General features: G+C 46.4%; 9 protein-coding genes. 7 read left to right on the top strand and 2 right to left on the bottom strand.

The genetic code is table 11. The features are described 5' to 3' along the window. Positions 1–5: 5 nt before the first annotated feature. Positions 6–3,578 (bottom strand): leucine-rich repeat domain-containing protein, encoded by a 3,573-nt coding sequence (locus tag Q1A08_RS16875; protein WP_299775058.1) that lies wholly within the window; start codon positions 3,576–3,578, stop codon positions 6–8. 222 nt (positions 3,579–3,800) lie between these two features. Continuing rightward, positions 3,801–5,465 carry an AMP-binding protein gene (locus Q1A08_RS16870; RefSeq protein ID WP_299775056.1) on the bottom strand — a complete coding sequence of 555 codons (1,665 nt, stop codon included), beginning with the start codon at positions 5,463–5,465 and terminating at the stop codon, positions 3,801–3,803. Between the two features lie 237 nt (positions 5,466–5,702). Here Q1A08_RS16870 and Q1A08_RS16865 point away from each other — a divergent pair, with 237 nt between their 5' ends. From Q1A08_RS16865 to Q1A08_RS16835, 7 genes are all read left to right on the top strand, one after another. Further along, a complete protein-coding gene (locus tag Q1A08_RS16865; protein WP_299775054.1) occupies positions 5,703–6,710 on the top strand; it encodes an AraC family transcriptional regulator in 1,008 nt (335 codons plus the stop codon). 232 nt (positions 6,711–6,942) lie between these two features. After that, complete coding sequence (locus tag Q1A08_RS16860) at positions 6,943–8,151, top strand: acetyl-CoA C-acetyltransferase (protein WP_299775052.1); 1,209 nt, start codon at positions 6,943–6,945, stop codon at positions 8,149–8,151. Between the two features lie 53 nt (positions 8,152–8,204). Next, entirely contained in the window at positions 8,205–10,343 is a 2,139-nt protein-coding gene (locus Q1A08_RS16855) for a 3-hydroxyacyl-CoA dehydrogenase NAD-binding domain-containing protein (protein ID WP_299775050.1), read from the top strand. Between the two features lie 108 nt (positions 10,344–10,451). Continuing rightward, the gene (locus Q1A08_RS16850; protein WP_299775048.1) at positions 10,452–11,594 is read left to right on the top strand and encodes an acyl-CoA dehydrogenase family protein; all 1,143 of its coding nucleotides are present in this window, start codon (positions 10,452–10,454) and stop codon (positions 11,592–11,594) included. Positions 11,595–11,708: 114 nt separating this feature from the next. Further along, the gene (locus Q1A08_RS16845) at positions 11,709–12,890 is read left to right on the top strand and encodes a CaiB/BaiF CoA-transferase family protein (RefSeq protein WP_299775046.1); all 1,182 of its coding nucleotides are present in this window, start codon (positions 11,709–11,711) and stop codon (positions 12,888–12,890) included. A 173-nt stretch (positions 12,891–13,063) separates the two neighbouring features. Further along, positions 13,064–13,642, top strand: coding sequence for a Crp/Fnr family transcriptional regulator (locus Q1A08_RS16840; RefSeq protein ID WP_299775044.1), 579 nt, complete (start codon positions 13,064–13,066; stop codon positions 13,640–13,642). 117 nt (positions 13,643–13,759) lie between these two features. Then, on the top strand, positions 13,760–13,951 hold the full coding sequence (locus tag Q1A08_RS16835; RefSeq protein WP_299775042.1) for a DUF2892 domain-containing protein: 192 nt from the start codon (positions 13,760–13,762) through the stop codon (positions 13,949–13,951). Position 13,952: the final 1 nt, after the last annotated feature.

Below are 13,952 nucleotides of genomic sequence, written 5' to 3'. Positions count from 1 at the left end.
TACCATTAATGGCAAGCTCTACCAGATACTGCAGACAATCTACTCAAGCTTTCTTCAACATCTTCGTCGACGCCTTCAAAACGTAATTTGATCTTATTACAGTTAACACGCTCGACGTGTAACTCACCCCAACTATCTCGACGCACATCTGCCGAGCTAAACTCTTCTCCAAAGTTAGCACCCGAAGTTTCATAAATAGGTATAGTCATTGAGCCGCCTGATTCAGGCACTTCTTCAATAGAGCCCAAGAAGTACATTGGCTTTTGGTGTTTGAAACCATACCAGGCAAGGTTAACCCCCACCTTCCCCTCTGTCCGCTCAATCATTTCCAGGTACAGACCCTGACCACTTTTTGAAGGGTTATACCAAGTACCGGTAAGCCCGGCTAAAGTATCATTCCTTGTACCACGAGCCTTCGAGGTTTGAGTAAGGCGAAGCATTGAATATTTAGCTTCATTATTTGATCTTAGATATTTTAAAGTCACTTCGTCTTTAGATGTATCGTAGCACACACTTAGAGTTCCCCAGGGGCTAGTCTGGATCTCCGTCGGATCGTAACTATTCACGAATTCACCACCCTTGCGACTCAGAGTAGGAAAGGTAGCAAAATAGTTGCCGGCGCCCCCATAGCAGCTGCCACTATTGTTTCGACTTGCCACTAGCTGTTGACTATCTCCATAAAACCACTGCTGGTTACCACTCTCATCAAAGGTAAACCAAGTCATTGTAACCCCAGCTGAGGACGAGGCGCTATCAAATACCTGGAGCATAATCCCGTGACCAGTTTCACTAGGGTCATACCAAGTCCCAGACAACCGCCCAAGATCAACTCTTGGATTATCCGACTCGTCAATTTGATAATTTCCATCGGGTAAAACCTGAGGCAGATTAAATGCCTCTTCGGTTATCAGCTTATTGATTTCTGTATCAACTGATTGCAGCTTCCCATTCGTATTTAATTTCCACTTTCCATTGATTTCAGCCTCTCGAGCAATATGTGCTCCTAGCTTTGTGCTCAAAACCCAGTAGAAATAATCCAGTACCATACATCTATAATTACAGTCGTTATCCCTTGAGACAAACCAGGCGCCATCAGGGTAGCTTGCAGGCACTACCTCAAAATAGCCCCCCCTAGCTGTATCCATGGCATTAGCAAGCCTGCTTCCCGGTGCCGCGCCAAATACATTAGGGTAAGTACTCGCATAAGCAGCTGCGACATGTTTAAGCGCGAACTCTAAGGCACCATCGAACCTCCTCCCCAAACCTGGCTCCCATTCGCGATTGATTTTTGTGGCTTCCAAGCCACTTAACTGCATGTTATCAGGAATCAAAGCTACCAGATGCTCCCAGTTTTGCTGATTATCCCAAATAACCAAAGTTGAGTTAGTTTGCTTCATAGATCTACGCACACTGGGCTCGTCAGCTTCACCGTCACCATCACTATCTAGGAGCTGAGCTAATACATGCGCCACATGTTGAATGTCAGCCTTTTCTACATTGCCAGCAGCGTATATATTTACATCGTGAACCGCGAGCTTCAATGGCATATTATCGAACATCGAGTCACTGTGGGTAGAGATCTTAAAATCTATCTTATCAGGAGCTGGGTCCGGAGCAGAAGGCGGCTTACTCCCACCCAGTGGCGTAGGCATCACGCCAGAAATTTTTGCACCAGGCCAACCAGTTCGTCCAGGTTTGAACAGTACTTTTTGTAATGGAGAGTTTTCATTAAATGCAGTTACTTCAAGTTCGGGCCGGTCACCTTCAAAAAGTATGCTTTCTATTTGATTAAAAGCAAACGCTTGAAAATCCACTTCAGCCACTGAGGCTGGAACAACCAATGACCGGATCTGATTCTCAGAGAATGCCTGCCAACCAATAAAGTTAACCCTTGCTGGGATCATCAGCTCAGACAACTTGTTATCTTTAAAAGAGAAAGCCGAAATATAACTAATATTTTCTGGCAATGTTAGCGAGGATATCAAATTCCCAAGGAATGCAGACGAGCCAATTGAGTCTACGGTATTGGGAATAACCACAGATGTTAGTTGATTTCCAGCAAACGCATACCTGTCAATACTTTTCAACCCTTCACTCAGCGTCAATTCCTGCAACACATTAAAATGGAATGCCCTTGCTCCAATTCTTTCAATTGTTTTTGGAATCACTAGTGAAGCAAAGCTATTTTTAATAAACAGCTCATCAGGTATCTGATCCATATCCGCAGGAAACACAATGGATTCCAGTTTATTTTTCCCGAAAGCAGCAACCCCCAATGAGGACAGCCCTTCTGGAATATCCAATGTGGAAAGCAGATTATTATAGAAGGCAGAACGCCCTATCGTTTCAACTCCTTCAGGGATAGTAATTGTGGTTATCATGTTATCCGAGAATGCACTACTCCCGATTGATCTAACCGTCGAAGGAATAACTAGTGATTCTATTTTATTCCCCTCAAAGGCATCACTTCCAATATCCTTCAGCCCATCAGCCAAACTAAGCGAAACCAGCTGATTTTTATAAAATGCGGAGTTTCCAATGTGTTCTATGTGACTTGGAATGGAAATTGTATCCAGAGAGTTATAGCTAAAAGCTGCAATCCCTATAGATTTTACCACCCCTTGAAAATCAATGGCGGATATTTGATTATTACTGAAAACACCATGCGCTATATCAGTAAGATTTTTAGGAATCCGGATTAAAGTAAGCTCGTTATTGGCAAAAGCATAGCTTCCAATAGTGACAACACTGTCAGGAATATCAATGGATACCAAAGCATTATTCCTAAATGCCTCAACTCCTATTTCAGTAATACTATCCGGGAGATTTATCGATGATAGCTTATTAAAAGCAAAAACCGATGATTCAATTTTACTTATTCCCTCTGGAATATTGACCGACTCTAGACGATTACCCTCAAAAGCAGCGCGGCCAATATTGATAGCTTTTGATGGAATTTGCAGAGAAGCGATCTGATTATATCTAAATGCCCAAGGCCCTATTTTTTCAAGGCTACTTGGCAGCAAAACCGACGTTAATTTATTGTAATAAAAAGATAGATCCTGAATTTCTACCACACCCGGCGGTATGCTCACTGCCTCTAGCTGATTATATTCATACACACGAGTATAAATAACTCGAGTTCCAGGTGGGACCACCACAGCTGTTAGTTTATTTCGAGAAAAAGCCTCGCTCTTTATTACAGTGGCGCTATTGGGGATGTCGATGTCAGTTAGCCTATTACTGCTAAATGCCTTCTCACCGATTTCTGTAACACCTTGCCCTATTTGCAACGTAGTTAAACCGCAATCTAGAAACGCGCGCGCCCCTATAAATTGAATACTATCTGGGATAACAACAGAATCTAGCTCATAAGCCTCGAATGCCGAATCAGCGATAGCATTGACCACCACCCCGTTGTTTTCACTGGGGAGGGTAATTTCCCTCCCCCCAGGACATCCACCGTCGCAGCCCGACACAACGTTCGCGGGGCCAAACACAAAACTCTGGGCTTGGAGAGTTATAGGAAGAGAAAGCAATAGCAGCAGATTTGAAAGTGCAAAAAAACGACAACTCACCGAGAAACATCCCTATCACAAAGTGGTCGAAGTATCCCGGATTGGACACTTCCTTTACAATAACCGGTAAGAATAAGGGATAAGCCTTAAAAATGCACTGTCAATATAAGGGGGGCATTAGCTATAGTAATGATAAGTAGGCAAGATTGTGAAACAGTTCAACACTAAAGGAAATTAACGAGCCAGCCAGAACAACCCGACTCGTTAAACCCGGCAATGAGACTAGCCCTCTTGCCAGCTAACCTGTTTAGTGTCAGTCGCGGCCAACGTCGCTTCAACCCACTTACGATACTCAGCATCAATATCATTTCGCTTCATCTTCATAGTTGGCGTTAACAGCTCGTTTTCGATAGTCCATTCTTCAGCTACGATAAATACATTATTAATGCATTCATGTGGCGGAAGTTCAGCATTAATTGCTGCTAGTTCTTCGGCAATTGTTGCTTCCAATGCAGTCCTATCAGAGCCATCAACACCTTCAGCCAAACCAGCCAATAAAATAGGCTGGTCCATGCCGTGACCAATGATGCACATTTGACCAAAAACTTTGGTATTGCCAAAGCGCGTTTCTAAGGTAGTTGGTTTAACAAACTTACCTTTCGAAGTTTTGAAAACTTCGCTTAAACGGCCTGTCACATAAAGATTTCCGTTGTCGTCTAGGTAGCCAGTATCACCTGTGTGGTAATAACCATCGCGCAATACCTCAGCGGTTTTTTCTGGCTCTAAATAATAGCCAGCCATTAGCGCGCCACTCTTAAATAAGATCTCGTTTCCTTCCCCAATTTTCACTTCATTATCAGAGTAAGGTTTACCCACTGAGCCTGGAATTGGCTTATCACGGCAAATACAACCGTAAATAAAGTTTTCCGTCATTCCGTAGCCATCCATCAATGGCAAACCAAGATTTACATACCACTCTTGCAAATCAACCGGTGTTGGCGCAGAGCCCGTGATGCACTTACGCGCTTGATCAAGTCCTAATCCTGCGATTACTTTACGCTTAAGAATGCCGCCCAAAATAGGAATATTGAATAGAATTTTTTGCTTAGCTGGTGACATTTTGCTATCGACACCTTCTTTAAACTTTTTCCATAAACGAGGAACGGAAAAGAAGATGGTTGGCTTAACGCGATTTAAATCACGCACAAAGGTTTCCAAGCCCTCACCGAAATGAACAACGGCACCACTGTAGATACTTACCATACTAACAATGATACGTTCTGCTGCATGGGACAGTGGTAAGTAAGAAAAGAAGCGGTCCTCTGTGCCGTACTTCTCTTCAGCCATCATACGAGGCACGGTAAAGGCTACCGAGGCATAAGTGTGCATCACACCTTTTGGATTCCCCGTGGTACCTGAGGTGTACATAATGGTGAATAATTTATCCAGCCCGAACTCAGGGTTTTCAGCTAAGGGCTCACAGTTTTCAAAGATTTTTGCGGTAGTATCATCTGCGGCTAGGCCATTACCCCAAATACCGATTCGACGAACGCCTTCTGGGATTGAGCCATCTAAAGCTCCTGGATTGTCTGTAGCCCCCATAAAAATCGCTTTGGTTTCACTATGTTCCATGCAATAACGCATCGAGCTTTCTGGTTGACCGGGATACAGCGGAACACTGACCAAGCCCGCCAACATTATCCCCATATCCACCATCAACCATTCCGCACAGTTTTTAGCATGAATAGCGACTCGATCACCATCTTCATAACCTTGCTGTTTTAAATAGCTGGCAATTTTACGGGCATGTTGACCAAACTCTTGCCAGCTATAGTCCACCCATTCGCCATTTACCGACTGTCGCAAATACAGCTGATCCGGGGAGTTACTCTCACGCTTATAGAGTTGTTGCAGGGGTGTGGTCTCTTCAAACATCGCGCTGGTCATGTGTCTGCCTTTTTATGTGAGCTTGATCTTATGTGCTATTAGATTATATTTTTAATGCTTATCTGTTATACGGCCAATGGGTATGCAAAGCTGGCCCATTTTATTGCACTGAGCTTATGCAATTTTGCATGACGGCCCAATGACGATTACTGACAATAAAATTGATACCCTTAAGACTTTTGTACATCGGCATTGATCTGCCGTCAAATTCATCTGCGCCTGTGCTAATATATCCCCATGAAAACAAAACCCGGCATTCCACTAGATTTATTGCAGTCAATGCTCAATGGCCCGCGCCAACAGGGTATCGATATCGACCAAATCATGAAGGATTTGAATATCGACCTTAGCGCCCTGCCCGATAATAGCACCCAACTACCAAATGATGAGTTCGGTAAGTTAATCAAAGCGACCTGGGCGGCAATGGACGACGAATCAGCTGGCTTTCTGTCTACCCCCTTACGTCAAGGCTACTTCTCCTTACAATGCCACTCAACCATTACATGCCCAAACCTTCGGCGGGTACTATTGCGAAGCATTCGCCACGCTCGAGTGTGCCATGATGAAATGGGCTTTGCCTTAGGGGAACAAGGCGAAGAAGCCACCTTGAGCTTTATGTACGACAACCCACATAAGCTCGACCCGGTATGGTTTATTGTCTCCATGATGATCATCTGGATTCGCTGGACCAGCTGGATGATTGATCGCCCAATTCTTCTTGAGCGAATAAACTTTACTTTCCCTGCACCGAGTTATGCCGACGAGTTTCAAGATCTCTTTGCCTGTCGCAGCTACTTCAATCAATCCGAGAATAGCGTAGTATTCAGTCGACGCTTTTTGGAGCGTCCAGTTGCGCAAGATCCGCAAACTCTCAGCGAATTCTTGGCCAATGCACCAGAGTGCCTACTCACTCGCTACAAGAGCGACAATAGCTTAACCGCTCGCATCCGTGGCATGCTGCAGTCCAGCGATTGCGTAGAGAATCTACCCTTTGAAGTAGTTGCCGACCGACTGCATATGACGACCCAAACCTTGCGCAGGCGCCTAAAGGAAGAAGGCAATGCCTACCAAGAAATCAAAGATGCCGTACGCCGTGATACCGCCACCTATCACTTGGCGCGATTAAACACACCTATTAATGATATTGCGGCCATTATGGGCTTTTCTGAGCCTAGCGCTTTTAACCGCGCCTTTAAAAAGTGGACCGGTATGACTCCCGGCGCTTATCGCGAGACTTGCCGCTAACATCAGCGGCTGTGCATATTCAAAGCCGAGCAAGCGCTCACCTATAGTTTGGCCTTATGGCCCCATGCCAACCACTGTCCGCTGACATTTTCTCCCACTCGCTTGAAAACTTTGGTCATTGTTCTGCGCCGTGTATGACCTAAGCTGTATAGCACACCGATGTTAATAGCTTCTGCTCTCCAGCAGAGCTTCGCATCCCAATCTATTTAGAACAGCAAAAAGAGATAAGCTCATGAGCAATGAAGCCTTTATTTTTGATGCCATTCGCACCCCGCGTGGACGCGGTAAGGCGAGCGGCAGCCTACATGAAGTAAAACCTGTATCCCTATTGGTACAACTGTTGAACGCCCTGCAAGAACGCAATGGTTTCAACAGCGAAGATGTAGACGACATTGTAATGGGCTGTGTTTCTGCTGTCGGCGATCAAGGCTCTGATATCGCTAAAACCGCCGCTCTGGCTGCCGGCTGGAATGACGATGTTGCCGGCGTTACCCTAAACCGTTTCTGCGCCTCTGGTCTTGAAGCTGTCAATATGGCCGCCCAAAAAGTGCGTTCTGGTTTTGAACAGCTAGTCGTTGCCGGTGGCGTTGAGTCTATGTCACGCGTACCCATGGGTAGCGACGGCGGCGCCTGGGCCTGCGATCCAGAAACCAATATGTTCACCGGCTTTATGCCACAAGGTATTGGCGCCGATCTTATCGCTACTATCGATGGCTACAGCCGCACTGATGTAGATGCTTTTGCAGCTGAATCTCACAAAAAAGCAGCCGCCGCATGGGAACGCGGTGCTTTTGATAAATCCATCATTCCAGTAAAAGATCAAAACGGCTTAACCATTTTAGACCGTGATGAGTTTATTCGCCCTGAAACCACCGTAGAAACACTGGCTGGTTTGAATCCATCTTTCGCAGGCATCGGCGAAATGGGCTTCGACGGCGTCGCACGTGAGAAATACCACGACATCGAGCAGATCAATCACGTCCATGGCCCTGGTAACTCCTCAGGTATCGTAGATGGCGCCGCTGCCATGTTAATCGGTAGCCAAGAAATGGCTGATAAGTACAACTTAAAACCGCGCGCCAAGATTACTGCCACTGCGGTTGTAGGCACCGACCCAACCATCATGCTAACAGGCCCTGGTCCTGCAGCTAAAAAAGCGCTGAAGATTGCTGGCCTAGAAGCAAAAGACTTAGACCTAGTAGAAATTAATGAAGCCTTTGCATCAGTTGCACTACGCCTGATCAAAGATTTAGATCTAGATGAAAGCATCGTCAACGTAAACGGCGGCTCTATCGCAATGGGCCACCCATTGGGTGCCACCGGCGCCATGATTTTGGGCACCTTGCTGGATGAGCTTGAAGCTCGTGATTTGAAACGCGGCCTAGCTTGCCTATGTGTAGGCGGCGGCATGGGTATCGCCACCATCATCGAGCGTGTGTAAACACTCATCCAGATTAATTAGCTGTAGCAACAGACAGCCAAGAGAGAAAAATTATGAGCTCAGTACAATTTGAAAAAGACAGTGACAATATTGTCCACATGATTTTGGATCGCAAGGATGGCTCGGCCAATGTAATGGATGCCGCCTTCCAAGCCGATTTTTTTGATTTCATCAAACAGCTAGAAACTGAAGAAAGCTGGGATGGTGTTATCGTTCGCTCGAAAAAGAAAACCTTTTTCGCCGGTGGTGACCTAACCGCTCTAATCCAAGTTCAGCCTAGCGATGCCCAGCAATTCTTTGATGAAGTCGAAGCCCTGAAAAAAGCCATGCGTAAACTGGAAACTATGGGCAAACCTGTAGTGGCCTGTATTAATGGCGCAGCCTTAGGTGGCGGTTGGGAAATCGCTCTATCTTGCCATCATCGTATCGCACTTTCTAAAGGCGTAATGCTAGGCCTACCTGAAGTTACTCTAGGCTTACTGCCTGGTGGCGGCGGTGTAATCCGTATGACTCGCCTACTGGGCTTGCAAGGTGCCATGCCTTGTTTGCTAGAAGGCAAACAGTTCAAACCAGAGAAAGGCCAAGAGCTGGGCTTGATTCACGACATCGTGGATACCCCAGAAGAAATGCTGGAAAAAGCCAAAGCCTTTATTAAAGCAAATCCTGAGTGCGCTCAGCCATACGATGTTAAAGGCTATAAAGTACCTGGCGGCAAGCCAAGCAGCCCTGCACTGGCACAAATGCTACCGATTGCACCGGCTATGCTACGTAATCAAACCAAAGGTGTTTTACCAGCTCCAGAAGCTATCATGTGCACCATGGTTGAAGGTCTGCAAGTTGATTTTGATACCGCAACTCGCATCGAGACACGCTATTTCACTACCTTGACCACCGGCCAGATTAGCAAAAACATGATCGGTACTTTCTGGTTCCAGCTTAATGAAATTAAAGCCGGCCGCGGTCGTCCAGATGGTTTCGAGCAAAAGCCTGTTAAGAAAGTGGGCATTCTAGGTGCTGGCATGATGGGCGCAGGTATTGCGTACTCTTCTGCCATCAAAGGCATTGAAGTTGTGCTAAAAGATGTTAGCCAGGAGAATGCCGATAAAGGTAAGGCCTACTCAGAAACTCTGCTTAACAAGAAAGTTAAGCGCGGCCGCATGAGCGAAGAAAAACGTGATGGCATCCTTGCTTTGATCAAACCAACGGCCAACGCTGAAGACCTTCAGGGCTGCGATTTAATCATTGAGGCCGTGTTTGAAGAGCGCGGTCTAAAAGCCACTGTAACCAAGGAAGCCGAAGCACAAATCGCTAGCGAAGCGGTATTTGCTTCTAACACTTCTACCCTGCCAATTACTGGCTTGGCAGAAGCTTCTGAGCGTCCAGATCAATTTATTGGCCTACACTTCTTCTCACCTGTAGATAAGATGCCTTTGGTTGAAATTATCTGTGGTGAAAAAACCAACGATGAAACTCTGGCTCGCGCTTACGATTATGTACAGCAAATTGCCAAAACGCCTATCGTTGTTAACGACAGCCGTGGCTTCTTCACCTCTCGCGTATTTGGCACCTTCACCCAAGAAGGTATTGCCATGGTAGGTGAAGGTGTTAGCCCAGTATCGGTTGAGAATGCCGCATACCTATCCGGCTACCCAGTTGGCCCATTAGCGGTAATGGATGAAGTTACTCTGACCCTTTCTGCCAAAGTACGTAAGCAAACCATTTCTGATATGGAAGCGGCTGGCGAGAGCTACAGCGCCCACCCAGCCGATGCCACGTCTGATGCGATGCTAGAGCAAGATCGCGCTGGCAAGTCTACTGGCGGAGGTTTCTACGATTACCCAGAGAACGGTAAGAAAAAACTGTGGTCTGGCCTAGATCAGTTCTACAAGGCTGATGCGCAGATTCCATTGCAAGACATCAAGGATCGCATGCTCTATATCGAAGCTGTAGAAACCGCTCGCTGCTACGAGGAGAAGGTGCTAACCAGTGTACGTGATGCCAACATCGGCTCTATTATGGGTATTGGCTATCCAGTTTGGACCGGCGGTGTTTTACAGTTTATTAACCAAACCGGTTTGAAAAACTTTGTGACCCGCGCTCAAGAACTTGCTGATAAATACGGCGATCGCTTCATGCCTCCAGCCTACTTGGTAGACATGGCTGAAAAAGGTGAAGTTTTCCAAGACAGCTAAACGCGCTTGCCTATCCCGCAAGCCTAAATAGCCCGACTCTGTCGGGCTATTACTATTGAAAGGCTTTTCAATAGTTCACCACCCCTATTTAAGATTTGAGAAAGAATTATGATCCCAAGAACAGTCTATGAAGCGGAGCACGAGCTGTTTCGCGAAAGTGTCCGTAAATTTTTAGAAGTTGAAGCTGCGCCCTATCACGCTCAGTGGGAGAAAGATGGCCAGGTTGATCGTGCCCTTTGGAATAAAGCTGGCGAGCAAGGTTTCCTTGCCCCAACCATACCTGAAGAGTACGGCGGTGTAGGTGTAGATTTTCGTTATAACGCCATCGTAGATGAAGAAGTTTCTCGTGCAGGTCTTTCTGGTATTGGCTGGGGCTTACACTCTGATATCGGCGTGCCTTACATTTTGAATTACGGCAGCGAAGAACTTAAGCAGAAATACATGCCTAAGTTTGTCAGTGGTGAGATGGTTACCGCCATTGCCATGACTGAGCCTGGTGCCGGTTCTGACTTACAAGGTGTAAAAACCTCAGCCGTACTCGATGGTGATGAGTGGGTTATTAATGGTTCTAAAACCTTTATCACCAACGGTCAGCACGCTGACGTTGTGATCGTTGTTGCCAAAACCGATCCGGATGCTGGCGCCAAGGGCACTAGCTTAATTTTGGTTGAAGCTGGCACTCCAGGTTTTGAAAAAGGTACCAACCTTGAAAAAATCGGCATGAAAGCCCAGGACACCTCCGAACTATTCTTCCAAGATGTGCGCGTACCAAAGGGCAACCTCTTGGGTGAAGAAGGCATGGGTTTTATCTACCTGATGCAAGAACTACCGCAAGAGCGCTTATCTGTAGGTGTTAACGCTATCGCCAGCGCTCGCTCTATCCTAGACCAAACCGTTGAGTATGTGAAAGAGCGCAAGGCCTTTGGCCGCTCTGTAGCCACCTTCCAAAACACTCAATTTAAATTGGCCGAGCTTGATACCGAAATTACATCTGCTCAGGTTTTTGTTGACCGCTGTTTAGAACTTCACATAGAAGGCAAACTTGATGTACCAACAGCAGCTAAACTAAAACTACTTAGCACCGATTTGCAGTGCAAGGTTATCGATGAGTGTTTACAGTTGCATGGTGGCTACGGCTATATGTGGGAATACCCAGTTGCCCGTGCCTATGCCGATGCACGAATCCAAAAAATTTATGCTGGTACCAATGAGATTATGAAGTTAATCATTGGCCGTACCCTACTCGACTAATTGAGTATATGGCACCATGGCAATGGTGCTGAATAATATAGCTATTTGTTTTCGGCTACCCATTGGGTAGCCGTTTACATAAAGACAACCGTATTTTCGATTCAGGAGTTCTCCATGAGCGGCCCATTAAGCGGATTAAAAATTCTAGATTTTTCAACCCTTTTACCCGGACCTTATGCGACCCAATTATTAGCCGATATGGGCGCCGAAGTTTTACGCATCGAGTCACCAACACGTCCAGACTTACTGCGCTTTGCGCCACCGATGGTCGGTGAAATTTCTGCCGGTCATGGCAGTATCAATCGCAATAAACAGTGTATCGCTCTTGACTTGAAACAGCCTGAATCTACAGCCATCGTTAAAAAGCTGCTACAAGAATACGATATTGTATTGGAGCAATTTCGTCCTGGCGTAATGCAGCGCCTTGGTTTAGATTATCAAACCCTAAGCGCTGAAAAGCCTGAATTGATTTACTGCTCGATTACCGGCTACGGCCAAACCGGCCCCCTTAAAGATCGTGCAGGCCACGATATTAACTATTTAGCGCTAGCAGGTCTTGCCAGCTATAGCGGTCGCAAAGACAGCGGGCCTATTTTATCCGGCACTCAAATTGCTGATATTGCTGGTGGCACCCACCACGCCGTTATGGGTATTCTGGCGGCCGTGATTGAACGCCACGGCAGCGGCAAAGGCCAGCACATCGATATCAGTATGAGCGATGCCGCTTTAGCACTTAGCACTACGGCTGGTGCAGGCCATCTAGCAGGTGATAAGGCCCCAGAGCTTTCTGGCACTATGCTGAACGGCGGTATTTTTTACGACTACTATGAAACCTCTGACGGCCGCCATATTTCTGTGGGCAGCTTAGAGCCGCAATTTTGCAAGCAATTGTGTGAAGCCTTGGGTAAAGCAGATTGGTTTGAGCGCGCCATGAACTACAACCCTGATGTGCAAGCTGAGCTAAAACAAGATTTGATTGTGGCATTTAGGCAAAAGAGTTTCGCCGAGTGGAGCGAAATATTTGCGGCTTTGGACGCCTGTGTAGAGCCGGTACTAGACCTTGGCGAAACCGAACAGCATCCACACTTTCAAGAGCGTGGTATGTACATAGAAGTTCAAGCAGCCGATGGTCAAACATTGCGTCAAGTAGCCAGCCCCATTAAATTCAGTGGCTCGCAAACCGAATACCGTAACGCCGGCCTACCGATTGGTGCCAATACTGAGGAAGTATTGCAGCAACTCGGTTATGACAGCGCCGCAATTGCTGCATTACGAGACGCTGGCGCCATCGCTTAGGATATTGCCACTTAAAAATCAGATAGCTAAAGCTTTAGCTATCTGATTTCTTGTTTTTAGTAATACCTTTGATATATCGCATCGCCTTCTCTTCTCTGTAAAGTTAACTTTGCCTCCGTCCACTAGATCAAAGGTCCAGTAGATCAATAGTCCATCAGCTAGAAGGCAGCAATGTGATTCCCTCTTATCTTAGCCAGCACCCTCAACTTGAAGCTCCTGCGGGCTCAGTGCTACTTAGCCAAGGCCAAGCCTGCAATGACGCTCTGATATTAGCCAAAGGTCGCTTAAAGGTTATTGCACGCAACCCAGAAGGGCGTGAGCTATTACTCTATAGGATTGAGCCGGAGCAATTTTGTATACTGAGTACTGCTTGCTTACTGGGCCAGGACCCATTTCCAGCCGAAGTTATCTGTGAAACTGATATTTCAGCGACCGCTGTCCCCAAAGCTGAATTTCGCCGCTTAATTACAAGTCAACAAAGCTTTCAAGAGGCGGTTTTTCAAGGTTTCAGCGAACGCCTATACCAGCTAATGGCCCAAATTGAATCGGTAACGCTAACAGCCTTAAAGCCACGTCTGTGGAAATATCTACAAAATCGAAGTGAAGAACAGCGAAGCTCCCAATTAACCCTCACCCACCAGGAAATTGCCGTCGACATTGGCTCATCTAGAGAAGTCATTAGCCGGCAGTTAAAGACGCTAGAACTAGAGGGGCTGATAGAACTTTCCAGAGGGAAAATCACCATGCTTTAAGGCAAACTCCAAGACAAACCCCAAGGCGAACCCCAAGGCAATGTGACTTTGTCACTGAAGCACGCCACCAAGCGGCTTAGAATTGGTCTTGTCCACAGGCTATTGGAGAAGACTAGCATGAAAAATGAAGGCACTATCGATCGCGCAATTCGAGTTATTGTTGGCCTAGCCATTCTAAGCTTGGCATTTATTGGGCTACAAAGCCCCTGGGCTTATATTGGCCTAATACCGCTATTAACCGGCTTAGTCGGCTTTTGCCCGCTTTATAAGCTTGTTGGTATCAATACTTGCAAAGATTGCCAGCAATAAA

The organism is uncultured Pseudoteredinibacter sp., assembly GCF_947500695.1.
In the GTDB taxonomy this organism is placed as follows: domain Bacteria; phylum Pseudomonadota; class Gammaproteobacteria; order Pseudomonadales; family Cellvibrionaceae; genus Pseudoteredinibacter.
Note: the sequence above shows the minus strand (reverse complement) of the source record. Positions and strands in the feature narration are given on the sequence as shown.

Excerpts from the sequence above, each read along its gene's own strand:
- Q1A08_RS16870 (WP_299775056.1), bottom strand. The coding sequence starts at position 5,465 with ATGACCAGCGCGATGTTTGAAGAGACCACACCCCTGCAACAACTCTAT.
- Q1A08_RS16865 (WP_299775054.1), top strand. The coding sequence starts at position 5,703 with ATGAAAACAAAACCCGGCATTCCACTAGATTTATTGCAGTCAATGCTC.
- Q1A08_RS16860 (WP_299775052.1), top strand. The coding sequence starts at position 6,943 with ATGAGCAATGAAGCCTTTATTTTTGATGCCATTCGCACCCCGCGTGGA.
- Q1A08_RS16835 (WP_299775042.1), top strand. The coding sequence starts at position 13,760 with ATGAAAAATGAAGGCACTATCGATCGCGCAATTCGAGTTATTGTTGGC.
- Q1A08_RS16855 (WP_299775050.1), top strand. The coding sequence starts at position 8,205 with ATGAGCTCAGTACAATTTGAAAAAGACAGTGACAATATTGTCCACATG.
- Q1A08_RS16845 (WP_299775046.1), top strand. The coding sequence starts at position 11,709 with ATGAGCGGCCCATTAAGCGGATTAAAAATTCTAGATTTTTCAACCCTT.
- Q1A08_RS16850 (WP_299775048.1), top strand. The coding sequence starts at position 10,452 with ATGATCCCAAGAACAGTCTATGAAGCGGAGCACGAGCTGTTTCGCGAA.